This window comes from Streptomyces sp. NBC_01478, from assembly GCF_036227225.1.
Classification (GTDB): Bacteria; Actinomycetota; Actinomycetes; order Streptomycetales; family Streptomycetaceae; genus Streptomyces.
Genome location: NZ_CP109444.1, coordinates 5,575,516 through 5,602,056 on the forward strand (window position 1 = coordinate 5,575,516; position 26,541 = coordinate 5,602,056).

General features: G+C 69.7%; 26 protein-coding genes and 1 pseudogene. 19 read left to right on the forward strand and 8 right to left on the reverse strand.

Annotation, left to right across the window (positions count from 1 at the left end; translation table 11 throughout):
• The first annotated feature begins 26 nt into the window (after positions 1-26).
• The 12 genes and pseudogenes from OG223_RS25110 to pstB all read left to right on the forward strand — a co-directional run bounded on the left by OG223_RS25110 (position 27) and on the right by pstB (position 12,755).
• On the forward strand, positions 27-413 hold the full coding sequence (locus OG223_RS25110) for a GntR family transcriptional regulator (RefSeq protein ID WP_329252823.1): 387 nt from the start codon (positions 27-29) through the stop codon (positions 411-413).
• A pseudogene (locus OG223_RS53980) lies at positions 410-908 on the forward strand (ATP-binding cassette domain-containing protein); the annotation flags it as partial. The gene OG223_RS25110 and the pseudogene OG223_RS53980, both read left to right, overlap by 4 nt.
• Positions 909-1,430: 522 nt before the next feature.
• Positions 1,431-2,453 carry an ABC transporter permease gene (locus OG223_RS25120; RefSeq protein WP_329252829.1) on the forward strand — a complete coding sequence of 341 codons (1,023 nt, stop codon included), beginning with the start codon at positions 1,431-1,433 and terminating at the stop codon, positions 2,451-2,453.
• The gene (locus OG223_RS25125; protein ID WP_329252831.1) at positions 2,450-3,208 is read left to right on the forward strand and encodes a hypothetical protein; all 759 of its coding nucleotides are present in this window, start codon (positions 2,450-2,452) and stop codon (positions 3,206-3,208) included. The genes OG223_RS25120 and OG223_RS25125 overlap by 4 nt, the downstream gene beginning before the upstream one ends.
• Entirely contained in the window at positions 3,205-4,158 is a 954-nt protein-coding gene (locus OG223_RS25130; RefSeq protein ID WP_329252834.1) for a hypothetical protein, read from the forward strand. Before OG223_RS25125 ends, OG223_RS25130 begins: the two co-directional genes overlap by 4 nt.
• Before the next feature lie 265 nt (positions 4,159-4,423).
• Positions 4,424-6,658, forward strand: coding sequence for an RNA degradosome polyphosphate kinase (locus OG223_RS25135; RefSeq protein WP_329252837.1), 2,235 nt, complete (start codon positions 4,424-4,426; stop codon positions 6,656-6,658).
• The gene (locus OG223_RS25140; protein WP_329252840.1) at positions 6,639-7,751 is read left to right on the forward strand and encodes a CHAD domain-containing protein; all 1,113 of its coding nucleotides are present in this window, start codon (positions 6,639-6,641) and stop codon (positions 7,749-7,751) included. The genes OG223_RS25135 and OG223_RS25140 overlap by 20 nt, the downstream gene beginning before the upstream one ends.
• Before the next feature lie 38 nt (positions 7,752-7,789).
• Positions 7,790-8,230 carry an NUDIX hydrolase gene (locus OG223_RS25145; protein WP_329252843.1) on the forward strand — a complete coding sequence of 147 codons (441 nt, stop codon included), beginning with the start codon at positions 7,790-7,792 and terminating at the stop codon, positions 8,228-8,230.
• Positions 8,231-8,621: 391 nt separating this feature from the next.
• Positions 8,622-9,752: a phosphate ABC transporter substrate-binding protein PstS gene (gene pstS / locus OG223_RS25150; protein ID WP_329252846.1), complete on the forward strand. Its 1,131-nt coding sequence runs from the start codon at positions 8,622-8,624 to the stop codon at positions 9,750-9,752.
• 108 nt (positions 9,753-9,860) lie between these two features.
• Positions 9,861-10,871 carry a phosphate ABC transporter permease subunit PstC gene (gene pstC / locus OG223_RS25155; protein ID WP_329252849.1) on the forward strand — a complete coding sequence of 337 codons (1,011 nt, stop codon included), beginning with the start codon at positions 9,861-9,863 and terminating at the stop codon, positions 10,869-10,871.
• Positions 10,868-11,929: a phosphate ABC transporter permease PstA gene (pstA, locus tag OG223_RS25160; protein ID WP_329252852.1), complete on the forward strand. Its 1,062-nt coding sequence runs from the start codon at positions 10,868-10,870 to the stop codon at positions 11,927-11,929. Before pstC ends, pstA begins: the two co-directional genes overlap by 4 nt.
• A 49-nt stretch (positions 11,930-11,978) precedes the next feature.
• Positions 11,979-12,755: a phosphate ABC transporter ATP-binding protein PstB gene (pstB, locus tag OG223_RS25165; protein WP_317885236.1), complete on the forward strand. Its 777-nt coding sequence runs from the start codon at positions 11,979-11,981 to the stop codon at positions 12,753-12,755.
• A gap of 447 nt (positions 12,756-13,202) precedes the next feature.
• Here the strand turns inward: pstB and OG223_RS25170 are convergent, their stop codons facing one another.
• Positions 13,203-14,201: an inorganic phosphate transporter gene (locus OG223_RS25170; RefSeq protein ID WP_329252859.1), complete on the reverse strand. Its 999-nt coding sequence runs from the start codon at positions 14,199-14,201 to the stop codon at positions 13,203-13,205.
• 7 nt (positions 14,202-14,208) lie between these two features.
• The gene (locus tag OG223_RS25175; RefSeq protein WP_043672967.1) at positions 14,209-14,829 is read right to left on the reverse strand and encodes a DUF47 domain-containing protein; all 621 of its coding nucleotides are present in this window, start codon (positions 14,827-14,829) and stop codon (positions 14,209-14,211) included.
• A gap of 197 nt (positions 14,830-15,026) precedes the next feature.
• Between OG223_RS25175 and OG223_RS25180 the strand changes: the two genes are divergently transcribed.
• A complete protein-coding gene (locus OG223_RS25180; RefSeq protein ID WP_329265453.1) occupies positions 15,027-15,380 on the forward strand; it encodes a metal-sensitive transcriptional regulator in 354 nt (117 codons plus the stop codon).
• Between the two features lie 211 nt (positions 15,381-15,591).
• Here OG223_RS25180 and OG223_RS25185 read toward each other — a convergent pair whose 3' ends face one another.
• Positions 15,592-15,774 (reverse strand): hypothetical protein, encoded by a 183-nt coding sequence (locus tag OG223_RS25185; RefSeq protein ID WP_329252864.1) that lies wholly within the window; start codon positions 15,772-15,774, stop codon positions 15,592-15,594.
• A 107-nt stretch (positions 15,775-15,881) separates the two neighbouring features.
• A complete protein-coding gene (locus OG223_RS25190; RefSeq protein ID WP_329252866.1) occupies positions 15,882-16,724 on the reverse strand; it encodes a hypothetical protein in 843 nt (280 codons plus the stop codon).
• 395 nt (positions 16,725-17,119) lie between these two features.
• Here OG223_RS25190 and OG223_RS25200 point away from each other — a divergent pair, with 395 nt between their 5' ends.
• Positions 17,120-18,691 (forward strand): FAD-dependent oxidoreductase, encoded by a 1,572-nt coding sequence (locus OG223_RS25200; protein ID WP_329252872.1) that lies wholly within the window; start codon positions 17,120-17,122, stop codon positions 18,689-18,691.
• Positions 18,692-18,790: 99 nt separating this feature from the next.
• Here OG223_RS25200 and OG223_RS25205 read toward each other — a convergent pair whose 3' ends face one another.
• From OG223_RS25205 to OG223_RS25215, 3 genes are all read right to left on the reverse strand, one after another.
• On the reverse strand, positions 18,791-19,498 hold the full coding sequence (locus tag OG223_RS25205; protein WP_329252875.1) for a phosphatase PAP2 family protein: 708 nt from the start codon (positions 19,496-19,498) through the stop codon (positions 18,791-18,793).
• Positions 19,499-19,664: 166 nt separating this feature from the next.
• Positions 19,665-20,609: a C40 family peptidase gene (locus tag OG223_RS25210; RefSeq protein WP_329265455.1), complete on the reverse strand. Its 945-nt coding sequence runs from the start codon at positions 20,607-20,609 to the stop codon at positions 19,665-19,667.
• 180 nt (positions 20,610-20,789) lie between these two features.
• Positions 20,790-21,578: a trypsin-like serine peptidase gene (locus OG223_RS25215; RefSeq protein WP_329252877.1), complete on the reverse strand. Its 789-nt coding sequence runs from the start codon at positions 21,576-21,578 to the stop codon at positions 20,790-20,792.
• A 193-nt stretch (positions 21,579-21,771) separates the two neighbouring features.
• On the opposite strand from OG223_RS25215, the gene OG223_RS25220 reads away from it, so the two are divergent.
• Both OG223_RS25220 and OG223_RS25225 read left to right on the forward strand, forming a co-directional pair.
• A complete protein-coding gene (locus tag OG223_RS25220) occupies positions 21,772-22,104 on the forward strand; it encodes a DUF397 domain-containing protein (RefSeq protein ID WP_329252881.1) in 333 nt (110 codons plus the stop codon).
• On the forward strand, positions 22,097-22,480 hold the full coding sequence (locus tag OG223_RS25225; RefSeq protein WP_329252884.1) for a VOC family protein: 384 nt from the start codon (positions 22,097-22,099) through the stop codon (positions 22,478-22,480). The genes OG223_RS25220 and OG223_RS25225 overlap by 8 nt, the downstream gene beginning before the upstream one ends.
• Here the strand turns inward: OG223_RS25225 and OG223_RS25230 are convergent.
• Positions 22,477-23,409, reverse strand: a complete 933-nt coding sequence (locus tag OG223_RS25230; RefSeq protein WP_329252887.1) for an oxidoreductase — start codon at positions 23,407-23,409, stop codon at positions 22,477-22,479. The two genes, OG223_RS25225 and OG223_RS25230, sit on opposite strands and share 4 nt — an antisense overlap.
• A gap of 90 nt (positions 23,410-23,499) precedes the next feature.
• Between OG223_RS25230 and OG223_RS25235 the strand changes: the two genes are divergently transcribed.
• The 3 genes from OG223_RS25235 to OG223_RS25245 all read left to right on the forward strand — a co-directional run bounded on the left by OG223_RS25235 (position 23,500) and on the right by OG223_RS25245 (position 26,231).
• Positions 23,500-24,111 carry a TetR/AcrR family transcriptional regulator gene (locus tag OG223_RS25235; protein WP_443073738.1) on the forward strand — a complete coding sequence of 204 codons (612 nt, stop codon included), beginning with the start codon at positions 23,500-23,502 and terminating at the stop codon, positions 24,109-24,111.
• Complete coding sequence (locus tag OG223_RS25240) at positions 24,108-24,566, forward strand: hypothetical protein (protein ID WP_329252892.1); 459 nt, start codon at positions 24,108-24,110, stop codon at positions 24,564-24,566. The genes OG223_RS25235 and OG223_RS25240 overlap by 4 nt, the downstream gene beginning before the upstream one ends.
• 291 nt (positions 24,567-24,857) lie before the next feature.
• Positions 24,858-26,231 carry a S53 family peptidase gene (locus tag OG223_RS25245; RefSeq protein ID WP_329252895.1) on the forward strand — a complete coding sequence of 458 codons (1,374 nt, stop codon included), beginning with the start codon at positions 24,858-24,860 and terminating at the stop codon, positions 26,229-26,231.
• Positions 26,232-26,541: the final 310 nt, after the last annotated feature.

Consider the following 26,541-nt stretch of genomic DNA (forward strand, 5'->3'; position numbering starts at 1 on the left):
CAATTAGTGAAAGGGTGGTTGTTCGAGTGGTGGAATACCGCATCGACCGGCACAGCGGCGTGGCCACCTACGTCCAGATCGTCCAGCAGACCAAGCAGGCCCTGCACCTGGGAATGCTGGAGCCGGGCGACAAACTGCCCACGGCCCGCGAGGTCGTCGAGGCCACCGCGATCAACCCGAACACCGTCCTGAAGGCCTACCGCGAGCTGGAACGCGAAGGGCTCGTCGAGGCCCGCCGCGGCCTGGGCACCTTCGTCCGCCGCGGCCTCAGCACTACGCCCGCCGACTCGCCCCTGCGCTTAGAGCTCGACGACTGGGCCGAGCGGGCCCGGGTGGCCGGACTCGGCCGCGACGACATCGCCGCGCTCTTCACCGCCGTACTCGAAAAGCACTTCCAAGGAGAACCTTCATGACAGGCACCGCCGCGATAGAGGCCGCCGCGCTCGGCAAGCGGTTCGGCCGGCGGGGAGGGTGGGCACTGCGGGACTGCTCCTTCCGGCTGCCCGCCGGGCGCGTCTGCGCGGTCGTGGGACCGAACGGCGCGGGCAAGTCCACGCTGCTGGCCCTGGCCGCCGGGCTGCTGGCCCCCTCCGAGGGCGAGATGTCCGTCCTGGGCACGGCGGCGGGCGCGGCCCGCGAGCGGGTCGCCTACGTCGCACAGGACAAGCCCCTCTACCCGCAGCTCACGGTCGCCGAGACGCTGCGCATGGGCGCCGACCTGAACACCGACCGCTGGGACGCCTCCGTCGCCGAACGCATCGTGGCCGACGGCGACCTGAACCCCAAGTCCCGGATCCGCGCGCTCTCCGGCGGCCAGCGCACCCGCGTCGCCCTCGCCCTCGCGCTGGCCAAGCAGCCCGAACTGCTGCTCCTGGACGAGCCGATGGCCGATCTGGACCCGCTGGCCCGGCACGAGATGATGGGCATCCTCATGGCGCGGGCCGCCGAGTCCGGCACCACGATCGTGATGTCCTCGCACGTGGTGGCCGAGCTGGAGGACTCCTGCGACCACCTGCTGCTGATCGGCGGCGGCCGGGTCCGCCTGGCCGGCGAGATCGACGAACTGCGGGCCGCGCACGTCCATGTGTCCGCGCCCGCGCACACGGTCCTCGCCCCGCACACGGTCGTCGAGTCCCGCACCACCGGCCGCCAGCTCAGCGCCCTGGTCCGCCCGTCGAGCCCGCTCGACACCGACTGGCGGACCAGCACGCCCTCGCTGGAGGAACTGGTCCTCTCCTATCTGCGCAACCCCGAGGCCCCCGGCGCCAAGACCCCGGAGACCATCGCGTGACCGCCCTCGCGACGCCCCCGGCGACCCTGCACCCTCGGGAGGCTGGGGTCCTTTCTAACCATTCACATGCCAAGACAGTGGTTAGGTTCACCCCCAGCCTCCAGCACCCGCCCATCCCCGACACCCCGGAGACCGTCGAATGACCGCCCTCGCCACACCGCCGGTCACCGGAGGCCCGGCCAAAACGTCGCCGCGTCTGCTCCGCTGGCTGCTGCGTCTGCACCGGCCCGCCCTGCTGGCCTGGGCCGGGTTCGTGCTCGTCCTCGGCGCCCTCCTGCTGTGGGTGGGCGGCCCGCTCACCGACGGGGCCGTCGAGGGCTGGAAGCAGTACCGCGCCTGCGAGTCGGGCGGCTGCGTGTACGACCCGAGCGCGGTCGCCCGCTTCAAGGACTGGTACGCGTACACGACCTTCGCCGTCATCGCCGTCCCGGTCCTGGTCGCCGCATGGTCCGGCGCCGCGCTGACCAGCCGCGAACTGGAGCACGGCACCGCGCAGTTGGCCTGGACGCAGTCGGTCTCCCCGGCCCGCTGGCTCGCCGCCAAGCTCGCCCTCCCGGCCGTACTGATCACCGCGGGCTCCGCACTGCTGGTGGGGCTGCACCACTGGGCCTGGTCGACGGGCCAGGGCCGTATCGACTCGGCCAAGGACTGGTTCGACATCGGGACCTACGCCGCCAACGGCCCGGCCACCGTCGCCATGGCCCTGGTGGGACTGGTGGGCGGCGCCCTCTTCGGCCTGCTCAAGCGCAACTCCCTTGGTGCGCTGGTCGGTTCGCTCGGTGTCACAGGGTTCGTGTGGAGCGTCATGGCCATCGCGACGCCCCATCTCTGGCCCGCCGTCACCAAGGTCAGCAGCCTCGAGCACAACGTGCCGCAGGGCTCCGGCATCGTCGTCGACCAGGGCCTGGTCACCTCCTCCGGCGCCCACATCGCCAACCCGCAGTGCGGCTCCATCACCAACGCGGACTGCCGGGCCGTCTACGCCAAGCTCCGCGCCGTCGGCTACTACAACGACTACCACCCCCAATCCCACTACTGGCCCCTCCAGTTGACGGCGACCGCGATCATCCTCGCCGTCACCGCCGCCCTCACCGTGGCCGCGTTCCGACTCCTCAAGCGCCAGACCGGTCCGGCGCCCGTCCGTAAGGCAGCCGCCGCATGACCGCCCTGGCCCTGAGCCCCACCGCCCGACCGCGCCGCGCCGTACTGCGGCTGCACCGCCCGGCACTGATCGTCTGGGGCGCGTTCCAACTCCTCGCCGTGGGCGCCCTGTTGTGGGTGCACCTGTTCCGGGCTCCCGCCGCGCGACAGGATCACGGCGCCTCGTACTTCGTCCTCACCGACGTCAACAACGTCATGAACTTCCTTGGCGAGGTGCTCAGTTACGTCTCCGTAGCCGTCGCCGCCTGGGCGGGCGCCGCCCTCGTCGGCCGCGAATTGGAGAGCGGCACCGCCCGCCTCGCCTGGACGCAGTCCGTCACCCCGGCCCGCTGGCTCACCGCCAAACTCACCGCGGCGGCCCTGCCGTTGGCCGCCGGCACCACCCTGCTGGGCCTGGTCTACGCCTGGGTCTGGACCACCGACCAGGACGTCCTGGTCACCAACTGGTCCTGGGACCGCGTCCTCGTCCCGGCCGGCCCGCTCTCCGTCGCCCTGGTCCTGTTCGCCCTGGCCGCCGGCACCCTCGCCGGAGTCGCCCTCGGCCGCGCGCTGCCCGCGCTGGCGGTGGCCGTCGGCGTCACCTACGCGGCGCGCTCCTTCTTCGGCCGCACCTGGGACGACATCTGGCCCGACCGCCACTTCTGGCCGGTCCAGCTCACCGCGACCGCCGTACTCCTCACCCTCACCGCACTCGCCCTGGTCGCCGCGTTCACGCTGCTCGGCCGCCGTACGAACATCAAGGGAGCCACCGTATGACCGCCCCGGCCCTCACCAGGACGGCCCCGCCGAGACCGGCCCGCCCGCGCCGCGCGCTGCTGCGGCTGCACCGGCCCGCGCTGATCGCCTGGGGAGTCTTCGTCGCCGTGATCTCGGCGGTGCTCCTGTGGGCGTACGGGCCGTTGGGGAACTCGGCCCACGCCGCGTGGCAGCAGCAGTGCACCGAGGACGTCTGTGACTGGAACGACGCGATCGAGGGCTACCACCTCGCCTACACCCTCAGCGAAGTCGCGATCGGCTTTCTGCCGATCCTCGTCGCCGTCTGGGCGGGCGGCCTGCTGATCGGCCGCGAACTGGAGAACGGCACCGCCAGCCTCGCCTGGACCCAGTCGATCAGCCCGGCCCGCTGGCTGGCGACCAAACTCGCCGTCCCGGCCGCCCTGCTCACCGCCGGCACCACCCTGCTCGTCCTGCTGCACCGTCTGCTTTTCGACGCGCACCAGGTCCCCGACGGCTGGGGCTGGAACGATCACAACACCTTCTACGCCAACGGCACGGTCGCGATCGCGTTCCCCCTGCTGGGCCTCACCGTCGGTGCCCTCACGGGCCTGGTCCAGCGCCGGGCCCTGGCCGGCGTCCCCGGCGCCGTGGCACTGACGGGCGTGTCGTACCTCATCTCCTGGGCAAGCCCCCGACTCGTGCCGTGGAAGACCAGCGTCGGCGACCTGAAGGAGGGCTACGCGGCACCCGCGAACGTCATCTACGGCGGCGAAGGCGCCGTCACCTCCACCGGCGCCCACATCCCCGACCCGTGCGTCGGCGGCGGAAAGGCCTGCCCGGCCGCCCATGACATCGTCGGCTACTACAGCGAGTACCACCCCTCCTCCCAGTTCTGGCCCCTCCAGCTCACCGAAACCGCCCTCGTCCTCGCCGTCGCCGCCCTGGCGGCCGCCGCCGCCTTCACCCTGCTGCGCCGCCGCACGGCCTGACCGGAACCCACCTCCCCGCGGCTCCCAGGCATCCGTTACGTTCGTTTCCGTGCCGTAGACGTCCGGGAGCCGCCCCCCGATATCCCGCACGCCATGTCGCCGTAACCAACGGTTCAGACGGGCTTGCGACGCTCGGCGAATGAAGCCCGTCGTGCCAGAGCCTTCGCCACCTCCCGAGGTGAACGGGAGCAACGGGGCCGCCCTCACACTCCCTCCGGCGCTCTCCGACGCGCCCGTATCACCGGTGGCGCGGAACAATGGGCACATGAGCAGCCAGCCCAACGCCCAGGCACAGGTCCAGCACGCGCAGCCCTCCGTGGGCTCCATAGCCGCGCACCGCCCGCACACCGTGTCGGCGGCGGTCTCCGATCTGGAACCCGACATCGACGCCGACCTCGACGAGTACGAGGAGTCGCCGTACGACGGGCCCCAGTTGCCGCAGGGCCGCTTCCTGGACCGGGAGCGGAGCTGGCTCGCGTTCAACGAGAGAGTCCTGGAGCTCGCCGAGGACCCGAACACCCCGCTCCTGGAGCGGGCGAACTTCCTCGCGATCTTCGCCAGCAACCTGGACGAGTTCTTCATGGTCCGGGTGGCCGGCCTCAAGCGCCGTATCGCCACCGGTGTCGCCACCCGCTCCGCGTCCGGCCTGCAGCCGCGCGAGGTGCTGGAGATGATCTGGGCCCGCTCGCGCGAGCTGATGGCCCGGCACGCCGCCTGCTACCACGAGGACATCGCCCCCGCGCTGGCGGAGGAGGGCATCCACCTGGTCCGCTGGAACGAGCTGACCGAGAAGGAGCAGGCCCGCCTCTTCACGCTCTTCCGGCACCAGATCTTCCCCGTGCTGACCCCGCTGGCCGTCGACCCCGCGCACCCCTTCCCGTACATCTCGGGGCTCTCGCTGAACCTCGCGGTCGTCGTCCGCAACCCGGTCACCGGCCACCGCCACTTCGCGCGCGTCAAGGTGCCGCCGCTGCTCTCCCGCTTCCTGGAGTCCTCGCCGGGCCGGTACGTCCCCCTGGAGGACGTCATCGCCGCCCATCTGGAGGAACTCTTCCCGGGCATGGAGATCCTGGAGCACCACGCGTTCCGGCTGACCCGCAACGAGGACCTCGAGGTCGAGGAGGACGACGCCGAGAACCTGCTCCAGGCCCTGGAGAAGGAGCTCATGCGGCGCCGCTTCGGGCCGCCGGTGCGGCTGGAGGTCGAGGAGTCCATCGACCGCGAGGTGCTGGACCTGCTGGTGCGCGAGCTGAAGATCAGCGAGGCCGAGGTGTACCCGCTGCCGGGTCCGCTCGACCTCACCGGCCTGTTCCGCATCGGCTCGCTCGACCGGCCCGAGCTGAAGTACCCGAAGTTCATCGCGGGCACCCAGCGCGACCTCGCCGAGGTCGAAACCGCGTCCGCGCCCGACATCTTCGGCGCCCTGCGCAACCGGGACGTGCTGCTGCACCACCCGTACGACTCGTTCTCCACGTCGGTGCAGCGGTTCCTGGAGCAGGCGGCGAACGACGACGACGTCCTCGCGATCAAGCAGACCCTGTACCGCACCTCGGGCGACTCCCCGATCGTGGACGCGCTGATAGAGGCGGCCGAGGCCGGCAAGCAGGTCCTCGTCCTGGTCGAGATCAAGGCCCGCTTCGACGAGCACGCCAACATCAAGTGGGCGCGCAAGCTGGAGGAGGCGGGCTGCCACGTCGTCTACGGCCTGGTCGGTCTCAAGACCCACTGCAAGCTGTCGCTCGTGGTCCGCCAGGAGGGCGACACGCTCCGCCGCTACAGCCATGTCGGCACCGGCAACTACCACCCGAAGACGGCCCGCCTCTACGAGGACCTCGGCCTGCTGACGGCGGACCCGCAGGTCGGCGCCGACCTCTCGGACCTCTTCAACCGGCTGTCGGGATACTCGCGCCGCGAGACCTACCGCCGCCTGCTGGTCGCCCCCAAGTCGCTGCGCGACGGCCTGATCGCCCGGATCAACAAGGAGGTCCAGCACCACCGTGCCGGGCGCCCCGCGTTCATCCGCATCAAGGTCAACTCGATGGTGGACGAGGCGATCATCGACTCGCTCTACCGCGCGTCCCAGGCGGGCGTCCCGGTCGACGTGTGGGTGCGCGGCATCTGCGCGGTGCGGCCCGGCGTCCCCGGCCTGTCCGAGAACATCCGCGTACGGTCCATCCTCGGCCGCTTCCTCGAACACTCCCGCGTCTTCGTCTTCGGCAACGGGGGCGAACCCGAGGTGTGGATCGGCAGCGCCGACATGATGCACCGCAACCTCGACCGTCGGATCGAGGCCCTCGTCAGGGTCACCGACCCGGCCCACCGCGCCACGATCAGCCGGCTCCTGGAGACCGGTGTGTCGGACACCACCTCCTCCTGGCACCTGGGCCCGGACGGCGAATGGACCCGGCACGCGACCGACGCGGAAGGCCAACCCCTGCGCAACGTCCAGGAGATGCTCATAGACGCCCGGAGGCGCCGGCGTGGCACAGCAACACCTTGACCCGACGGATCCCACGGCCCGTGCCGTGACAGGTGACGCCCTCGCGGGCTACCTGCGCGGCCAGGCCACGGAGTTCCTCCGTGCGCTACGGCTGCACCGGGAGACCGGCAACGGCCAGAACGGCACGGAGGATTCCGTCGACGCGGCGCGCGCCCTGCGCCACTCCGCCCGCCGGATCAGCGGCAGCCTGCACACCTTCCGGCCGCTGCTGGACGCCGACTGGTCCGAGGAGATGCGCCCCGAACTGGCGTGGCTGTCGGGCACGTTGGCCCTGGAGCACGCGTGCGCGGCCCGGCTGGAGCGGCTGCTGCTCGCCCTGCACCGGCTGTCCGGCTCGGCGGCGTTCCCCGTGCAGTCGGCGGCCTCCGCCGTGGGCGGCCGGGTCACCGGCGCGGGCCGGGGCGTCCCGGCGGCCGCGGGCGCCCGGGGCACCGGACCGGCGACGCCGACCGCCACCACCACCGAGCGCGGCAGCCTCACCGTGGGCGCGGCCAAGGCGGGCGCCCTCCTGGAGCGCCAGCTCACCCTGGCCCGGACCCGGGCCCACTCCACCGCCCTCCAGGCCCTCGGCTCCTCCCGCTTCCACGCGGTCGCCGACAAGGTCGCCGTCCTGGCCAGCGAGGTCCCGCTGACCCCGGCCGCCAACGCCGCCGACCTGCGCCCGCTGGCCGCCGCCGCCGGGGAGCGGCTCACCGACGCGGTCACCGCGCTGCCCCTGGTCACCGCCGGGCACCCGTACAACGCGGAGGCCCTCATCCACGGCCTCTCCCCCGACCCCGCCCAGCACCCCCAGGACGGCCCCTGGCACCAGGTACGCCTGCTGCTGCGGCTGCACCGCTACGCCGGCGAGGTCCTGCGCGGGGACGGCGCTCCGACGGACGTACGCCTGCTGACGGCCGGCCAGGCCCTCAATCTGCACCGGGACGCCTCGGAGGCCGCCGCGGCCGCCGCGTCGGCGGCCCGCACCCCGCGCATCGCCCCGGCGACCGCGTACGCGCTCGGAGTGCTCCACGCCGACCAGCGCCACGAGGTGGAGGCGGCCCGTTTCGCCTTCCAGCAGTCGTGGCAGAAACAGGCGGTGCGCACCCCCTGACGCCCGCACCGACCGCGCAGAGGAGACGGTGAACACCAGTGACTTCCTCCACGAACGACACCACCGTCCAGGCAGCAGGCTGCGTCCTGTGGCGTCACCGGTCCGCCGGAGAGATAGAACTGGCGCTGGTCTACCGGCCCAAGTGGGCCGACTGGTCCTGGCCCAAGGGCAAGCTCAAACGCGGCGAGACGTTCGAGGAGGCGGCCCGTCGCGAGGTGCTGGAGGAAACCGGCCACACGTGCCGGCTGGGGACACGGCTCCCCTCGGCCCAGTACATCGACCACCACGGGCGGCCCAAGGAGGTCCGCTACTGGGCGGCCGAGGCGACCGGCGGAACCTTCGCACCCAACGACGAGGTCAGCGAACTCCGCTGGCTCCACCCGGACGAGGCCCACGCGCGCCTCACCCACGAACGGGACCGCGACCTGATCTCCCTCGTGCTGATCGCGGTCCGCACGGACGAGGATCCGCTCGGCTAGGGGGTGTCGTCATGGGTCCCGACCGCGCCCAGGACGCCCGCCGTCCCGCGGGTGCCGTACCTCCCACCTCGCGTTACGTTGCCAACGGGGGCCGAAGCGGGCCCCTCACCCAGCCGAGGGACCGCCCGCTCGTGGACGCGCTGGAGACCGCTCTGCACCTGGCATAGTCCGGAATCAGCTCGTGTCCTCGACGTGAGCGTTCCGTGACCTAACCGCACCGCCCACAGGGGTTCACCCTCCGTTCACTTATGCCCATAGGCGCCTTCACCTGTTCTGCCTAATTTCGGCCTTAAGCGATGCGAGCCGCGACCTGGGGGTCGCCACCCGCGTCACCCCGTCTTCGCACGCCGCCGTAATTCAGGACGGCGGCTCTCGGAAGGAACTCTTTCAAGTGAAGCTTCAGCGCATGAACCGGCGGGCCCTCACCCTCGGTGCTCTCGCCGTCTCCGGCGCCCTGGCCCTCACGGCGTGCGGCTCGGACGACAACGGTGGCTCGTCGAGCAGCAGCTCCTCGTCCGCGGCCAACGCCAGCTCGGCCGTCTGCGGTGACGCGAAGAAGGGCCAGCAACTGCTCGCCGACGGCTCGTCCGCGCAGAAGAACGCGATCGACGCGTGGGTCAAGGCGTTCAGCACGGCCTGTGGCGTCCAGATCAACTACAAGGGCGGCGGCTCCGGCGCCGGTGTCACCTCCTTCAACCAGGGCCAGCTCGCCTTCGCCGGTTCCGACTCCGCGCTGAAGCCCGAAGAGGTCACCGCCTCCAAGCAGGTCTGCTCCGGCGGCCAGGGCATCGACCTCCCGATGGTCGGCGGCCCGATCGCGCTCGGCTACAACGTCCCGGGTGTCGACAACCTGGTCCTGGACGCCCCGACGCTCGCGAAGATCTTCGACAGCAAGATCACCAAGTGGAACGACGCGGCGATCAAGAAGCTGAACCCGTCCGCCACGCTGCCCGACCTCAAGATCCAGGCGTTCCACCGCTCGGACGAGTCCGGCACCACGGACAACTTCACCAAGTACCTGATCGCCACCACCCCGGACAACTGGAAGTACGACGGCGGCAAGGCCTGGCAGGCCAAGGGCGGCCAGTCGGCGGCCGGCTCCGCGGGCGTGGCCGCCGGGGTCAAGCAGACCTCCGGCGCCATCGGCTACTTCGAGCTCTCCTACGTCGCTGACGGCGTCAAGGCCGTCAGCATCAACACCGGCGCCTCGGCCGCGGTCGCGCCCAGCACCGACAGCGCCACCAAGGACATCGCCGCCGCCAAGATCGTCGGCACCGGCGACGACCTGAAGCTGCAGCTCGACTACAACACCAAGGCCGAGGGCGCGTACCCGATCACCCTGGTGACGTACGAGATCGTCTGCAACAAGGGCAACAAGGCCGACACGCTGCCCGCCACGAAGGCGTTCCTGACCTACATCGCCAGCGAGGAGGGCCAGAAGGTCCTCTCCACCATCGACTACGCGCCGATCCCCGACACGATCATCGCCAAGGTTCGCAGCACCATCGCGAGCATCAGCTAGTCCGAGTGTGCGGCCGGGCCCCGATCCAGGGGCCCGGCCGCACCGTCCGGTGCACCGCCGCCACGGACCGCACACCGCACGTGTGGACCCGCAGACCGGAGAATCCCAATGGATATATCGACAAAGAACCCTGAAGAAGCACCGCCTCCCACCCCCGAGCCCTCCGCCGCCGCGCAGAAGCGCACCGCCCGCGGCGCCACCCGACCCGGTGACCGGATCTTCCTCGGTCTCTCCCGCGGGTCGGGCATCCTGCTGTTGGTGATCATGGCCGCCATCGCGGTCTTCCTCACCTATCGCGCCTCGCTCGCGATCAGCAAGGACCACGCGAACTTCCTCACCACCTTCGAGTGGAACACCAGCCTGGTCCCGCCGGAGTTCGGCATCGCCGTCCTGGCGTTCGGCACCGTGGTGTCCTCGATCATCGCCATGGTCATCGCGGTCCCGGTCGCGGTCGCCATCGCCCTCTTCACCACGCACTACGCCCCGCGCAAGCTCCGCGGCCCGGTCTCCTACGTGATCGACCTGCTGGCCGCCGTACCGTCCATCGTGTACGGCCTGTGGGGCGCCCTGATCCTGGTCCCGCACATGATCGGCCTCTTCGGCTGGCTCAACGACTACTTCGGCTGGACCGGGATCTTCTCGTGGGAGGAGGGTGCCCCGCGCTCGATGCTCACCGTCGGCATCCTGCTCGCGATCATGATCCTGCCGATCATCACCAACGTCAGCCGTGAGGTCTTCCGCCAGGCCCCGCAGATGATCGAGGAGGCGGCCCTCGCCCTCGGCGCCACCCGCTGGGAGGTCATCCGCATGGCGGTGATCCCCTTCGGCCGCTCCGGCGTGATCTCCGCCTCGATGCTCGGCCTCGGCCGCGCGCTCGGCGAGACGATGGCCGTCGCCACCGTGCTCTCCCCGGACTTCATCATCCACGCCAGCCTGCTCAACCCGGGCGGCGGAACCTTCGCCCAGAACATCGCCAGCAAGTTCAGCGAGGCGACGCAGGACGGCCGGGACGCGCTCATCGCCTCCGGTCTGGTCCTGTTCGTCATCACCCTGCTGGTCAACGGCGCGGCCCGGCTCATCATCGCCCGCCGCGCGGAGTACTCGGGGGCCAACGCATGAGCAACGCAGCCGTAGCCGACAAGCCCGTGAGCACCCTCCAGGGCGCCACGCTCCCCAAGTGGTCGCCGTACGCGATCGCCGGCGGCTCCATCGTGCTGGCCGTCCTCATCGGTCTGGTCGGCAGCCTGGACAGCAAGATCCAGTGGGGCCTGATCGCGGCGATCCTCTTCGTCGTCGGTACGTACGTCATCGCGTCGCGCGTCGAGGGCAGCCGCCAGGCCAAGGACCGCATCGCGACCAGCCTCGTCTGGGTCGCCTTCCTCCTCGCCGTGGTCCCGCTCGTCTCGCTCCTCTGGACGACGATCTCGCGCGGTGTGAAGGTCCTCAGCGTCTACTTCCTGACCCACTCGATGGGTGTGGTCGCCGACACCGAGCCCGGCGGCGGTATCTACCACGCCATCATCGGCAGCCTGGAGCAGGTCGCCCTCGCCACCCTGATCGGCGCCCCGATCGGTGTGCTCACCGCGATCTACCTCGTCGAGTACGGACAGGGCAAGCTCTCCAAGGCGATCACGTTCTTCGTCGACGTCATGACGGGCATCCCGTCGATCGTCGCGGGTCTGTTCATCCTCTCCCTCATGATCATGTGGGACATGCAGCCCTTCGGCTTCGCCGGTTCGCTGGCCCTGGCCATCCTGATGATGCCGGTCGTGGTCCGCTCCACCGAGGAGATGCTGAAACTCGTACCGAACGAGCTGCGCGAGGCCTCCCTCGCCCTCGGCATCCCGAAGTGGCGCACGATCCTGAAGGTGGTCCTCCCGACCGCTATCGGCGGCATCACCACCGGCATCATGCTGTCGGTGGCACGCATCGCCGGTGAGACCGCGCCCGTCCTGCTGCTGGTGTTCGGCAACCCGTTCATCAACAACGACCCGTTCCACGGGGCGCAGGCGTCGCTGCCGCTGTACATCTATCAGCAGTTCTCGCAGAGCGCGGGTTCCGGTGCGGCCTACGACCGTGCCTGGGCCGCGTCCCTCACGCTGATCGCCTTCGTGATGATCCTCAACCTGGTGGCCCGCGGCATCGCCCGCTGGAAGGCCCCCAAGACCGGTCGCTGACCGCGACCTCCTCAGCGACCGTTCTGAACCCCCTGGAAGTGAAGCAGTCATGGCCAAGCGAATCGACGTCAGTGGGCTCACCGCCTACTACGGCTCACACAAGGCAATCGAAGACATCTCGATGACGGTCGAGCCGCGCACGGTGACGGCCTTCATCGGCCCCTCCGGCTGCGGCAAGTCGACCTTCCTGCGCACGCTCAACCGTATGCACGAGGTCACGCCCGGCGGCCGGGTCGAGGGCAAGGTGCTCCTGGACGACGAGGACCTCTACGGCCACGCCATCGACCCGGTGTCGGTGCGCCGCGAGATCGGCATGGTCTTCCAGCGCCCGAACCCGTTCCCCACGATGTCGATCTTCGACAACGTGGCGGCGGGCCTGCGCCTCGCCGGCTCGTACAAGAAGAGCGAGCTGTCGGACGTCGTCGAGAAGTCCCTCAAGGGCGCGAACCTCTGGAACGAGGTCAAGGACCGCCTGAACAAGCCCGGTTCGGGCCTGTCCGGTGGTCAGCAGCAGCGCCTCTGCATCGCCCGCGCGATCGCGGTCGAGCCGAAGGTCCTGCTGATGGACGAGCCCTGCTCGGCCCTCGACCCCATCTCCACCCTGGCGATCGAGGACCTGATCGGCGAGCTGAAGGAACGCTTCACGATCGTCATCGTGACGCACAACATGCAGCAGGCGGCGCGCGTCTCGGACCGTACGGCCTTCTTCAACCTCGCGGCGGTCGGCCAGCCCGGCAAGCTCATCGAGATCGACGACACGGAGCGTATCTTCTCCAACCCGTCGGTCCAGGCCACGGAGGACTACATCTCGGGCCGCTTCGGCTAAACCGGGACATCCTCTTCTGGAACCCCTCGCGGTGCTGCATGGCGGTGCCACCGCGAGGACGAAAAGGGCCCGCCCCTGGCTCCCGGGGGCGGGCCCGTTCGCGTTTTCTTTCCCACCCGCCCACCCGACTCGGCAGGCCGAGAGGTCACCCATCACGCGACTCGGCGACTTGAAGTGACGGGCGGTTCACGACCTTTTCCCACCCGCCGACCCGTTTACGGTCGGTCGAGAAGTGAGCCACTCAAGAGACCCGGGTCACGCGACGGCTCGCCTCTCGGCCGACCGTAAACGCGGGCAGCGGGCAGCGGGCAGCCAAGGGTTCCGGACCCGGGGTCCATTCGTTCTGCCTCTACGGCGCCTTCTCGCCCCACCGAGACGGGTGGTGGGTGGGCACAGGCCGGGGGTCCCGGGGGCGGAGTCTCCTGGGAACCGTCGCCGGGTGCGTGCCTACAGGAACGCCAGGTCCACGACCCAGAACGCCAGCGCCGCGACGACCCCGGCCGCCGGCATCGTAATGAACCACCCCATCACGATGTTCTTGGCAACACCCCACCGAACAGCGTTGACCCGCTTCGTCGCCCCGACACCCATGATCGCCGAGGTGATGACATGCGTCGTCGACACAGGCGCCTTGAAGAGATACGCCGTGGTGAACATGATCGCCGCGCCCGTCGTCTCCGCCGCGAACCCCTGCGGCGGATCAAGCTCGATGATCTTCCGCCCGAGCGTCCGCATGATCCGCCACCCACCCGCGTACGTCCCCAGCGACAGCATCAGCGCGCAGACGATCTTCACCCACACCGGAATCGGATCGCCGTAGGTCGAGTGGCCGGAAATCACCAGGGCCATCACCACGACACCCATGGTCTTCTGCGCGTCCTGGAGACCGTGCCCGAGAGCCATACCGGCCGCGGAGACGGTCTGAGCGATCCGGAACCCCCGCTTCGCCTTGTGCGGATTGGCCCGCCGGAAGATCCACATGATCGCGGTCATCACCAGATACCCGCCGACCAGACCGACGACCGGCGACACGAACATCGGCACGATGACCTTGTCGACGACCCCGTGCCAGATGACATCGGTACCGCCGGCCAGCGCGGCCCCCACCATCCCGCCGAACAACGCGTGCGAGGACGAGGACGGCAGCCCGAAGTACCAGGTGATCAGGTTCCAGGTGATCGCACCGATCAGCGCCGCGAAGAGGATCCCCATCCCCTTCGACCCCTCGGGCGTCTCGATCAGCCCCTCGCTCACCGTCTTGGCGACCCCGGAACCGAGAAAGGCACCGGCGAGATTCATGACCGCGGCCATCGCCAGCGCGGCGCGCGGAGTCAGCGCCCGCGTCGAGACGGACGTAGCGATGGCGTTCGCGGAGTCGTGAAAACCGTTCGTGTACGTGAAAAAGAGCGCGACCAGAATGGTCACGACCAGAGCGAAGGTGTCCATGGAGAGGTCAGGACTCCTTGACGGCGATGGTCTCCACCGTGTTCGCCACGTGCTCGAACGCGTCCGCCGCTTCCTCCAGCACATCCACGATCTGCTTGAGCTTGAGCACCTCGATGGCCTCGTACTTGCCGTTGAAGAGCATGGCCAGCAGCTTGCGGTGGATCTGGTCGGCCTGGTTCTCCAGCCGGTTGACCTCGATCCAGTACTCGGTGAGGTTCTCCATCGTGCGCAGGTTCGGCATGGCCTCGGCAGTCAGCTCCGCCGCCCGCGCCAGTACCTCGATCTGCTGCTCGACGCCCTTGGGCAGTTCCTCCACGTTGTAGAGGACGACCAGGTCGACGGCCTCCTCCATGAAGTCCATGATGTCGTCGAGGCAGGAAGCGAGGTTGTAGATGTCCTCGCGGTCGAAGGGCGTGATGAAGGAGGAGTTCAACTGGTGGAAGATCGCGTGCGTGGCATCGTCACCGGCATGTTCAGCGGCCCGCATACGCTCTGCGATCTCGGCCCGGCCGGCGGTGTCCGCCCCGAGCAGTTCCATGAGGAGTTTCGAGCCCGTGACGATGTTGTCCGCGGACGCGGCGAACATGTCGTAGAAGCTCGTCTCCCTGGGGGTCAGACGAAAGCGCACAAGGGGTCCTCGGGATGCATCGGTTTCGGTCAGGCTGATGCTAAGTGCATCATCCGGCCACGGCTAATGGGCCGTCCCCCAGTGTCGCCCATCAGGCACAGTGATCCGCACGGGGGCGTACCAAGGGCCCTATACCCAGCAAAGTTCGTTACGATATACCCACTAGGGGTATATGTCTGGAGGACGCAATGGACGCGATGACGACCACCGAGGCCGACACGACGGCAGCGCCCTCCGAACCGGCCATCGAACCGGCCGACGCACCGGTGACGCACGGTTACCACAAGCAGAAGGACGAGCACCTCAAGCGCCTGCGCCGGATCGAGGGCCAGATCCGCGGCCTGCAGCGCATGGTCGACGAGGACGTCTACTGCATCGACATACTCACCCAGGTGTCCGCCTCCACGAAGGCCCTGCAGTCGTTCGCACTGCAGCTCCTGGAGGAACACCTGCGGCACTGCGTCGCCGACGCGGCGGTCAAGGGCGGCGAGGAGATCGACGCGAAGGTCGAAGAGGCGACGAAGGCGATCGCCCGCCTCCTGCGCACGTAACGCCTGGCCGGCGGATCAAGTCGCGGGGAACCGGCGGTACTTGACGGGCGCCGGTGAGCGAGCGCGGCGCATGCGGCGGCGGCGACGCGACGGAGGTTGCCCAGTCGAGGCCATTCGAACGCGGAAAAATCACCGCCCGACGACAACGCGGCCGGGGCCCCACACCTGTGGCCCGCGACCCACACCGACGAGCGAAGCGTCACGCCCGCCCCTACCCCCTGGCCCCGCCGGAGGCATCCCGTTCCTCGGCGACCTTCAGCACCTCGTCGATGCTCTCCAGGCTGAGCCGGTCCTCGGCGGCCGAGGCCGCGATGATCAGGTCTCCGCACAGCTCGATCTCGGCGAGGGCCACGTGGTCCTGAACTGCCGTACCGCCGACCGGAGCCACGCGCATCACCTCTTCTCTGCCGTCACCGACTTCCTAGAGTAGGGAGCGGCCTACACACCGCGCATGGCACGGACGGGCTAGTCCTCACCCGGACTCACACCGATCGGTTCAGGTCACTTCTCGGCGATCTGCCCGGCGTAGATGTCCTTCGACGCCGGAAGTCGTACGTCCACGGGGGCCCCGAAGTCGTACAGCAACGTCGTCGAGGCGACCGCCACGGTGCTGCGGCGCTGCCCGTTGACGAAGCTGAACCGCTGCCGGACCTTGCGGATGCGCCCCTTCTCGTCGAGGAAGACATCGAAGGGCACCCGAGGGGTGGCGAACCCTTTCGCCGCCGACCTCAGGGCCGCCTCGTTCCCCGCCGACGCGCTCCGCGCGGCGACGGCGAGATCGGCGACCCCCCGATAGTGACGCACCAGAGCCCCGGCCACCTCCGTCTTTCCCAGATACGTCGCCCTGGTCGTCCCGCGCAGCAACTCGGCCGCGGCGTAGGGGTCGGTGGCCCCGCCGGTCACGAGGTTCCCGTCGGACAGCGTCCCGGTGTCGACCCGTACCCATTTGTCGACGGGCACCCCGGCACCCCGGTTCTTCATGAACAGGGCGCCCGGCGCGAGGAGTTCGGTGATCGGCCGGTGCTCGCTGGCGCCTGCCGGATCCTGCGGCAACTGCACCTTCAGTCGGCCCAGTTGGCGGCGGAAGTCGTAGCCGCCCTCGCCGCGGATGGTCACCCGGGTGCCGCCGGTGGCCATCTCCATGGACGTACGGGCCTGTGAACTCCCCGCCGCCACAAGGGTGTCGGCCGCGCGCCGCACCACCGCGACCGCGTCCCCGCCGCCCCGCGCGTCCGCGGTCGCCACCCCGTCACCGGCACCGCACCCACCGGCACCGACACAGACCCCGACCACGATTCCCGCCGCGACGACCGTCCCGCCGGTACGCCTGTGCTGCCGCTCCATTGCTCCCGTACCCCCGGTACGTCGTCACGGGCCCCTGTCGTTCCGCCTAACGAGCGGGCAGGTTGCCCCGTCACGCGTGCCCGGTCCGCGGTCAAGGACATACGGCCGCCATACGAACCCTTTACGGAACCTCGGTAACGTTGTCGGAGTGGCACAGCAGGACAGCCGAGAGGCTCCCCCCGTGGATCCGGAACATCGCACGACGCTGGTCGAGCAGGGGCCGTTCTGCTTCGGCCGGTGCGTGTGCGGCTGGCGCGGTCCGGCGAGACGGGCGAGAAGCCAGGCCAGGACGGACGCCGCGGGGCATGTGTCTGTTCCGAACCCGTGACATGAGCGCGAGAACTTGTGGGGCGCCGGACGTATCTCACTTCACGTAACCCCCACAGGAGGCGCAAATGGAACGGCGTTCGTTCATAGGTGGCGGCATGGCCGCGCTGGCCGCGGTCGCGACGACCGCGTGCAACGGCAAGAACACGGCCGGCGGCGACCCGACGGCCACGGCGACCAACGCCTCCTCCTCGACGGGCACGTCAGGGCTGCGCACCACCACCGCCGCGGCCGCCGCCAACTGGGCCGCCCTGGCCCGGGAGCTGGACGGCACCCTGGTCCGCCCCGGTGACGCCTCCTGGAAGACGGCCCACCAGCTCTACAACACCCGCTTCGACTCCCTGAAGCCGGCCGCGGTGGCGTACGTCGCGAACCCCGACGACATCCGCTCGGTCCTCTCCTACGCCCGCGCCCACAACATCCGCGTCGCGATCCGCAACGGCGGCCACTCCTACGCGGGCTGGTCCTCCGGCGACGGCCGCCTCATCGTCGACGTGTCGAAGCTGAACAAGATCCGGGCGAGCGGCTCCTCGGCGGTCGTCGGCGCCGGCGCCAAGCTGATCGACGTGTACCGGGGTCTCGCCGCGAAGGGCGTGACCATCCCCGCCGGCTCCTGTCCGACCGTCGGCGTCTCCGGCCTCACCCTGGGCGGCGGCCACGGCGTGGTCTCCCGGGCGTACGGCCTGACCTGCGACAGCCTCACGCAGGCCACGCTGATCACCGCCGACGGCAAGCAACTGGTCGCCAACGCGAGCGAGAACAAGGACCTGTTCTGGGCGCTGCGCGGCGCGGGCAACGGCAACTTCGGCGTCGTCACCGAGCTGCAGTTCAAGACGCACCCCGCGCCCCAGGCCGTATCGGGGTATCTGACCTGGCCGTCGTCGATGGCGGCGGCCGTGGTGAAGGCCTGGCAGGAGTGGGGCCCGGACCAGCCCGACGAGATCTGGTCGTCCTGCCATCTGACGAACACGCCGGGCGGCACCCCCAAGGTCTCGGTGGCCGCGTTCTCCCTGGGCACTTACACCGAACTCCAGAACGCGGTCGACAAGTTGGCCCACCTGGTCGGCGGCAACGCGTCGAGCGTCTCGCTGAAGCGGCACACGTACGAGGAGTCGATGGAGGCCTACGCGGGCTGCTCGTCCTTCTCCACGGACGCCCAGTGCCACCTCCCGGGCTCGACCCCGGGCCGCTCCCCGCAGGGCGCGCTGGCGCGGGAGACCTATGTGGGCCGCTCCGACTTCTTCGACCGCTCGATCTCGGCCACGGGCATCCAGACGATGCTCAACCAGATGAAGGCGGTGCGCGGCAACTCGGGCGACATCGCGCTGACGGCCCTGGGCGGCGCGGTCAACCGCGTCTCCCCCACGGCGACGGCCTTCGTCCACCGCCGCTCCCGCATGCTGGCCCAGTACATAGTCTCCTGGCCCTCCGGCACGGCCGGCACGTCGGCCCAGTCCTGGCTGACGTCCTTCCACACCGCGATGAAGCCGTACGCCTCGGGCGCCGCCTACCAGAACTACACCGACCCGACCCTCACCAACTGGCGCAAGGCGTACTACGGCGACGCGTCAACGCGCCTGACAACGTTGAAGAAGCAGTACGACCCCAACCGCTTCTTCACGTATCCCCAGGGCCTGTAAGCATCGGCCCCTGCAACGCCCGTCTTTTAGGGGCGCGAGGAACTGCGCGACCAGCCCCCACGCACCCGCGGACAAAGAACCCACCTCACGACGGAACATTCACGCCGCGAGGTCTCTCTCCTCGGTCCCCGAAGCCTCCGTACGAGCCCCCGGAATCAAGGGGTCCCGCCCCACCCGCCGAGCACCAGCCGACCGAACCAGCCACCCACCCCACGCCGAAGCCTCAACCGCCTTGAGAACCGGCGTGAGCAGCACCATCGCAAGCGGCGACAGAAGAAGAGCCACAGCCGTCCCCAGCGCGAACCCCCCGATCACGTCAGTCGGATAGTGCACGCCCATGTACACCCGGCAGAACCCCTCCAACAGCGCGACCCCGATCCCGGCCACCCCGAACCGCCGGTCCGCAACGAACAGCGCCACCCCCATCGCCATGGTGATCGTGGCGTGATCGCTCACAAAGGAGTAGTCGGTCTTCCCGGAGATCAGCACATCGATCCCGCTGTGGTCGAGGAACGGCCGGGGCCGCTCCACGAACCCGCGTATGGGCACGTTCACGAGGACAGCGAGCGCAGCGGCCAGCGGCGCCCAGACCAGCCCCGCGACGGACGCGGCCGAGTCCTCGTCCCCCCGCCGCCGCACGGACCACCAGCACCACACCACGAGCAGCACCATCGCGGCCAGCAGCCCGTACTCACCGACGAACTCCACACCCCGGTCGAACCAGTGCGGTGCGTCCTTGGCGAGGCCATTGATGTCGTAGAGCAGATCGACGTCGGGATTGGACCCGGATTCGGCGAGTACAGCCATGGTGCTGCGGCTCCTACGTCGTAGTTCCGGGCGCACCTCTCGTGCGCATTACTGAACAGGAACGCACGGTCCCGCTTAATACGTTCCACCCTCCACCGAATGATCACTCAGACGTTATCGAAGAGAGACTCATCGCCGCAGCTCAGGGGGTGGGTTCACGCTCGGTTCACACCGTCGTGGGGAGTGCTTTCGCGCCATCTTCGGTGACCCGGGTCGCACCGAAGTAATCGGGGGTGTCAATGGGGTCGAACCGGATCACAGCACCCGTCCGGGGTGCGTCGATCATGTACCCGCCGCCGACATAAATCCCCACATGCCGGATCGCGCGGGAATTGGTGAGGTCGTCCGAGAAGAACACCAGATCTCCCGGCAGCAATTCGGCCCGCTGCGGATGCGGCCCCGCGTTGTACTGATCGTTCGCAACGCGCGGCAGCGTGATCCCCGCGGCCTCGAACGCGGCCTTGGTCAGCCCCGAGCAGTCGAAGCGCCCGCCCTGGTCCGCGGTGCCGTTCCCGCCCCACAGATAGGGGGTGCCGAGCTTGTTCTGGGCGTAGTTGATGGCGGTGGCGGCCTGCTCGGAGGGATCGACCCGGGTGACCGGCGCGGCGAAGCTCTGCGACAGCGTCGTGATCGTCTTCACGTAGTTCTTGGTCTCCGAGTACGGCGGCACGCCCCCGTACTTGATGACCGCGTACGCCCCCGCGTTGTACGAGGCGAGCATGTTGGCGGTCAGGTTCCCCGGCACGTCCTTCACATACGAGGCGAGCTCGCAGTCGTAGGTCGCGGCCGACGGAATCGCGTCATTCGGATCCCATACGTCGCGTACGCCGTCGCCGTTGCCGTCGATCCCGTGCGTGGCCCAGGTCCCGGGGATGAACTGCGCTATCCCCTCGGCCTTCGCCGGGCTCTTCGCGTTCGGGTTGAACCCGCTCTCCTGGTAGAGCTGGGCGGCGAGCAGTGCGGGGTTGAGGGCGGGGCAGAGGTTGCCCCACTTCTGCACGAGCGCCGAGTACGCCGCCGGCACCGAGCCCTTGGCGAGCGCGATGCTCCCACCGCCGGCCCCGCCCGCGAGGTTCCCGGCGACGAGGTAGACCCCGACGACGAGCAGCATCACAAAGCTGAGCCCCAGCCCAACCGCGACCCCACCGGCCACCCATACTTTTCGCACGGCTCAACCCTCCCCCATGTCAGCCCTGTTCAAGGCCATTTCGGGGCAGGGTGGCGGCATTTCGCCGTGCTTCCGCCACATCTGACGCGTATTCAGCGCGTCGGCCGTGCCGGATACGGCTCCTTATTTCGGGTCAGTCGTGGCGTCCTTGTACAACTCGGCCGCCTCTTTACCGAACACGACACTGTAGGAGATGTCGGGCGTCAGGCCGCCCTGCTCGTGTCCGCCGATGACACCCACGACCTGCTGGTCCCCGTTCACCCAGGGACTGCCGCTGGTGCCGCCGGTGAAGCCCGGGCAGTCGATGCGCTGCTGGGTGCTGCTGTGCTGGGTGGGTTTGTTGGTGCAGCTAATGGGCTGGTCGGTGGCGGAGGGATACCCGGTGATCGTCACCGCCGTGGCCCCGGTCGCCATCCCGGTCGTGAACCGGTCGGCCCCGACCACGTCCTCGACGTTCTTGCCGTCCACCTCGACGAGCGTCGCGAAGCCGATGTCGCTGTCCTCGGCCTGCGCCTTGGACCACCCGTCCGGCAGGAACCGCCGCTCGACCTTCCACACCCCGTACGGTGCCTTGCCGTCCCGGTAGCCGGGCACGAACACGTCTCCGGGGTCCCCGTCCAGGCAGTGCGCCGCGCTGACGATGAGGTTGTGGCCCGCGCTGTGCACCACGGACGCGGTGCAGTGGTGCCCGCCGGCGAGGCTGGTGGCGTGGGCCGCACCGAACAGGGCACCCACCCGCACGCTCTGTTTGCTCACCTCGGTCACGGTGGTCACCCCGAAGGGGCCCGGACCGTCGTCGGCGGTCGCCACGGACGCCGAGGTCAGCGCCAGCGTCACCACGGCGACGAACAGCGCGTACCTGCGGTTGCCCGCGAGGTGCGCGGAACGGGAGATGCGTGAGCTGCGCTTCATCGGGCCTCACTCTGTCCCACGAAGGTGAGAAAGGACGTCGACGTTTGCTGAGATTTCCCTGTGAAGGGCGCATTCCGGCTTCGGCCGACGTTGGTCCGGTGGTCACGTTCAGTCCACCGTACTGTCCGCCCGTCCCTCCCGCCTCTCCTGCGCCATACTCGACGTCTCCCCGGCACCCGACGAAGGAAACCCCGTGTCCGACATCCCCCCCGACCTCCACTGGGAACGAGCCGCCCCACCGGACGCCACGGGCCCGGGCCCCTGGATCGAGCTCGCCTTCGGCGAGGGGGACGACGGCGAGGCCCCGGTCTACATCCGCGAGACCAGCGACCCGACGAACGTGGTCACCACCAACCGCCGCAAGTGGGACGCCTTCGTACTCGGCGTACAGGCAGGCGAGTTCGACCACTTCGTGGAGGGCGTGGAGGGCGTGGAGGGCGTGGAGGGCGCGGAAAACCCGGCAGACCCGGCGGACTCTGCGGACTCTGCGGACACAACAGGCCTGGGAAACAGGCCAGATGCATAGAAGCCGCGTCTACGCCCTCCTGATCGACACCCCCGGTCCGGAGGCCGCAGCCGCCGCGGCCTTCTGGTCGGCGGCGCTCGGCGCCCCGGCGGAACCGGTCCGCGGGGAGGAGCAGTTCACAACGCTCCACGAGGCAATTCCCGGCCTGGTCACGGCGGTTCAGTCGATCGACGACCCCAACCCCCGCTTCCACATCGACATCGAGACCGACGACGTGGAGGCGGAGACCGCCCGCCTGCTCGCCCTCGGCGCGACCCAGGTAGACCGCTGGCTGGAGTGCCGCGTACTGCGCGCCCCCGGCGGCCATCTGCTCTGCGTCCTGCCGGTGCACAGCGACCCGGAGATCTTCAACTCCCGGGCGCGCACCTGGAGTTAACGCACCGCACCAGCCAACGAGTACACCGCCCCGGTCAGCTCCTCCGAAGCCGTCCACAAGCGCTTCGCCGCCTCCACGTCACTCGCCGCCGCGCTCCGCCCCACCAGCGTCGGCGCGCCCCGCATCTCACCCCACCCGCTCGGACCGACATAACTCGCGCCCGGAAGATCCTGGGTCGCCGCGAAGAGCGTCGGCAGGGCGCCGCCCCTGTCGTCCTGGGCCACGACCTTGTTGCCGACGGCCATGAGCACGCGCGAGACCGGGTTCGCCGTATGGCTCTGGAGGTTGGTCGCCGCCCAGCCCGGGTGTGCCGCGAGGGAGCGGACGGGAGAGCCCGACTCCGTGAGCCTGCGCTGGAGTTCGAGGGTGAAGAGCAGGTTGGCCAGCTTGGACTGGGAGTACGCGCGCTGCGGGGCGTAGATCCCGTCCAGGTTCAGGTTCTCGAAGTGGACGTAGCCGTCGCCCATCCGGTGCGCGCCGGAGGAGACGGTCACCACGCGGTCGGTGATGTGCGGCAGCAGCAGGTTCGTGAGGGCGAAGTGGCCCAGGTGGTTGGTGCCGAACTGCATCTCGAAGCCGTCGCGCGTCCGCCGCTCGGGGAGCAGCATCACGCCCGCGTTGTTGACCAGCAGGTCCAGCGGCCCCTCCCAGCCCGCGGCGAACTCCCGCACGGACGCCAGCTCCGCGAGATCCAGCTTCCGCACCTCCGTACTGCCGCGCACCCCGGCCGCCGCGGCCCGCCCCCGCTCCAGGTCCCGTACGGCGAACACGACGTGCGCGCCCGCCCGGGCCAGCTCGGCGGCGGCCACGCGGCCGATACCGCTGTTGGCCCCGGTGACGACCGCCGTACGGCCGGAGAGGTCGGGGATCCGCCCCGCGTCCCACTTGGCCCGGCCCTTGCTGCTGATGGTGCTGTCCGTCTTGTCCATGCCTCCCAATGTAGGCAACGCCTACAATGATGTCAATGACAACAATGATGTCGGCGGCAACAATGCTGGCGCCGACAACATCGCGATACGATGGCTCGCATGCCCGTACGCCCCTATCACCACGGAGACCTGCGCTCCGCCCTGCTCGCGAGCGCGGAGCGCACCCTGCTGGAGAAGGGCGTCGCCGCCCTGTCCCTGCGCGAACTCGCCCGGGACGTCGGGGTGAGCCACGCGGCCCCCGGCCGTCACTTCAAGGACAAGCAGGCGCTGCTCGACGCCCTGGCCCTGGCCGGCTTCGAGCGCATGGCCGAGGAGCTGGGCGCCGCCGACGGCCCCGAGCTGCCGCTGGAAGCCCGCCTCAGTGAACTGGCCACGGCCTACGTGCACTTCGCGGTCTCGAACGCCGAGCTGCTGGAGGTCATGTACTCCCGCAAGCACGACCCGGACATCTCCGAGCAGTTGCGGGCGGCCGTGGACGGCACGACGACCCAGTTCGTCCAGATCGTCATCGACGCCCAGAAGCGCGGCGAGATGATCCCCGGCGAGCCCTGGACCATCGCCTTCGTCATCGGCGCCGCCCTGCACGGCACGGCCTCCTTCGCGGCCCAGGGCACGCTCACCCCGGAGGCCGCGGTGGCCGGCATAGCGCCCCTGATCCACCACCTGCTGAACGGCCTCAGGCCCCGGGGCAACGAGCAGTGAGCGACAACTACTTGACGGTGATCCCGACCGACCCGCACTGGCAGCCCACCCGTGCGGCCGCGGACCGCGCCGAGGCAGCCCTGTCCGCCCTGCTCCCCGACGCGGACGCCCGCCGCGGTCTGGAAGCCACCTGGCACGACACCGTCGAGGTGGTCCACTGCGGCGCCAACCTGACGGCGATCCGCTGCCCGCACTGCGGCGCGGACTCCGACGACTGGTGGGGCGAAGCCGTCCAGGAGCGTTACGACGAAGGCTTCTCCACCCTCCGGGTCACGGTCCCCTGCTGCGGCGCCGAGACATCGCTCAACGAGCTGACCTACGACTGGCCGATGGGCTTCGCGAGCTTCAGGATCGCGGCCCTGTATCCGAACCGAGGGTGGCTCACCGAGGAGGAGCTGGCCTCCGTCGCAGCCGCGGTCGGACACCCCCTGCGCCAGATCCTCGCGCACTTCTAGCGCTGTTCAAGCGCACCTCCAGCGCCCCCTGTTGACGCCTGTCAACGCGCGTCCCGCTGTGGATATTCGATGGAGAGAGTCAAGCCCGGGCCATCGCCACGCCATCCCGGCGCCATTGATCAGCAATCCCCCAACCCCCTTGAGTAACGCGGAAGTCAGAGTTCCGGAATCCTCCTTGTTGTCACGTACTCAACAAGAGATGGTCGTCGCGGGCCGCCGCCCCCACCGGGAACCTCACCGGTGGACCCCCCACCCGCAGGCCTCTGCCAACCTCTCCCTGGAGGCTGTACGTTGCGTACGTCACCGCCCAACTCCCCCCACATACGCGGCAACTGGCGCAGACTCGGCTCCGCCGCCGCCGCGACCGCCGCGCTCCTGATCGCCGGACTCGGCACCGCGGCCCACGCGAGCGCCGCCGCGGACACCACCTCGAGCACCAAGAAGGTCAGCGCCAAGGCCGTCGCCGCCCAGGTCGCCAAGGCCCATGTGCAGTACGAGAAGGCCGCCTGCGGCGCCACCCCGAAGAAGGGCTTCGCCGCGTGTAACGCCCTCCGCGTCACCGGCGGCACCACCGCCTTCATGGAGAAGCAGGCCGCGCTGAAGGGCATCGCGCCGAAGACCATCTCCCCGAAGGCCGCCACCGACGACCCCACCGGCTACGGCCCCTCGGACATCCAGTCCGCCTACGGCCTCGCCGACGCGGCCGCCGACAACGGCTCCGGCGAGACCGTCGCGATCGTCGACGCCTACGACGACCCGAACGCCGCCGCCGACCTCGCGACCTACCGCTCGTACTACGGCCTCTCGGCCTGCACGGTCGCCAACGGCTGCTTCAAGAAGGTCAGCCAGACCGGCTCGACGACCTCCCTGCCGACCGCCGACAGCGGCTGGGCCGGCGAGGAGTCCCTCGACCTCGACATGGTCAGCGCGACCTGCCCGAACTGCAACATCCTCCTGGTCGAGGCCAAGTCCGCGAGCGACGCCAACCTCGGCACCGCGGTGAACGAGGCCGTCAAGCTGGGCGCCAAGTTCGTCTCGAACTCCTACGGCGGCTCGGAGTCCTCCTCCGACACGACGTACGACACCTCGTACTACAAGCACCCGGGCGTCGCCATCACCGCCAGCGCGGGCGACGAGGCCTACGGCGCCGAGTACCCGGCCGGTTCGCAGTACGTCACCGCGGTCGGCGGCACCGCCCTCTCCACGTCCTCCAACTCCCGCGGCTGGACCGAGTCCGTGTGGAAGACGTCGAGCACCGAGGGCACCGGCTCCGGCTGCTCGGCGTACGACGCCAAGCCGTCCTGGCAGACCGACGCCACCTGCACCAAGCGCATGATCTCCGACGTCTCCGCCGTCGCCGACCCGGCCACGGGCGTCTCGGTCTACGACACCTACGGCGCCGACGGCACCGGCTGGGGCACCTACGGCGGCACCAGCGCCTCGTCCCCGATCATCGCCTCGGTCTACGCGCTGGCCGGCACCCCCGGCAGCAGCGACTACCCGGCCTCCTACCCCTACGCCGCGGCCGGCACCTCCGCCCTGAACGACGTGACGAGCGGCAACAACGGCACCTGCTCCACCTCGTACTACTGCACCGCGAAGTCGGGCTACGACGGCCCGACCGGCTGGGGCACCCCGGAGGGCGTCTCGGCCTTCACCGGCTGACACACCCCCGCAGAACCTCCCCGTCGGGTCACGGGGAGCCGCCGGCAGAGGGGGACGTGGGGTCCCCTCGGCGGAGCAAACGGCAACGGGCCGCGGCAACCAGCCGCGGCCCGTTCGCCGTGCCGTAACCGCCGACTCCCATGAGAAACCTGTGGGTTTGGTAAAGGGCCAGACCCTGTTCGGTAAGCCGGAAGTCAGGATTCCAGCAGCCTCTTGTTGTCGCGTACTCAACAAGAGATGGTCATCGCGGGCCGCCCCCCACCGCCGGGGAAACCGCACCGGCGACACGCACCCGCACCGCCCCTGTTCC

Coding starts and splice junctions, on each gene's coding strand:
- OG223_RS25230 (WP_329252887.1), bottom strand. CDS start 23,409: ATGGACAAGACGGACAGCACCATCAGCAGCAAGGGCCGGGCCAAGTGG.
- OG223_RS25125 (WP_329252831.1), top strand. CDS start 2,450: ATGACCGCCCTGGCCCTGAGCCCCACCGCCCGACCGCGCCGCGCCGTA.
- OG223_RS25205 (WP_329252875.1), bottom strand. CDS start 19,498: ATGGCTGTACTCGCCGAATCCGGGTCCAATCCCGACGTCGATCTGCTC.
- OG223_RS25210 (WP_329265455.1), bottom strand. CDS start 20,609: ATGCTGCTCGTCGTCGGGGTCTACCTCGTCGCCGGGAACCTCGCGGGC.
- OG223_RS25135 (WP_329252837.1), top strand. CDS start 4,424: ATGAGCAGCCAGCCCAACGCCCAGGCACAGGTCCAGCACGCGCAGCCC.
- pstC (WP_329252849.1), top strand. CDS start 9,861: ATGGATATATCGACAAAGAACCCTGAAGAAGCACCGCCTCCCACCCCC.
- OG223_RS25190 (WP_329252866.1), bottom strand. CDS start 16,724: ATGGAGCGGCAGCACAGGCGTACCGGCGGGACGGTCGTCGCGGCGGGA.
- OG223_RS25170 (WP_329252859.1), bottom strand. CDS start 14,201: ATGGACACCTTCGCTCTGGTCGTGACCATTCTGGTCGCGCTCTTTTTC.
- OG223_RS25120 (WP_329252829.1), top strand. CDS start 1,431: ATGACCGCCCTCGCCACACCGCCGGTCACCGGAGGCCCGGCCAAAACG.
- OG223_RS25225 (WP_329252884.1), top strand. CDS start 22,097: ATGCATAGAAGCCGCGTCTACGCCCTCCTGATCGACACCCCCGGTCCG.
- pstB (WP_317885236.1), top strand. CDS start 11,979: ATGGCCAAGCGAATCGACGTCAGTGGGCTCACCGCCTACTACGGCTCA.
- OG223_RS25200 (WP_329252872.1), top strand. CDS start 17,120: ATGGAACGGCGTTCGTTCATAGGTGGCGGCATGGCCGCGCTGGCCGCG.
- OG223_RS25180 (WP_329265453.1), top strand. CDS start 15,027: ATGACGACCACCGAGGCCGACACGACGGCAGCGCCCTCCGAACCGGCC.
- pstA (WP_329252852.1), top strand. CDS start 10,868: ATGAGCAACGCAGCCGTAGCCGACAAGCCCGTGAGCACCCTCCAGGGC.
- OG223_RS25185 (WP_329252864.1), bottom strand. CDS start 15,774: ATGCGCGTGGCTCCGGTCGGCGGTACGGCAGTTCAGGACCACGTGGCC.
- OG223_RS25130 (WP_329252834.1), top strand. CDS start 3,205: ATGACCGCCCCGGCCCTCACCAGGACGGCCCCGCCGAGACCGGCCCGC.
- OG223_RS25215 (WP_329252877.1), bottom strand. CDS start 21,578: ATGAAGCGCAGCTCACGCATCTCCCGTTCCGCGCACCTCGCGGGCAAC.
- OG223_RS25235 (WP_443073738.1), top strand. CDS start 23,500: ATGGCTCGCATGCCCGTACGCCCCTATCACCACGGAGACCTGCGCTCC.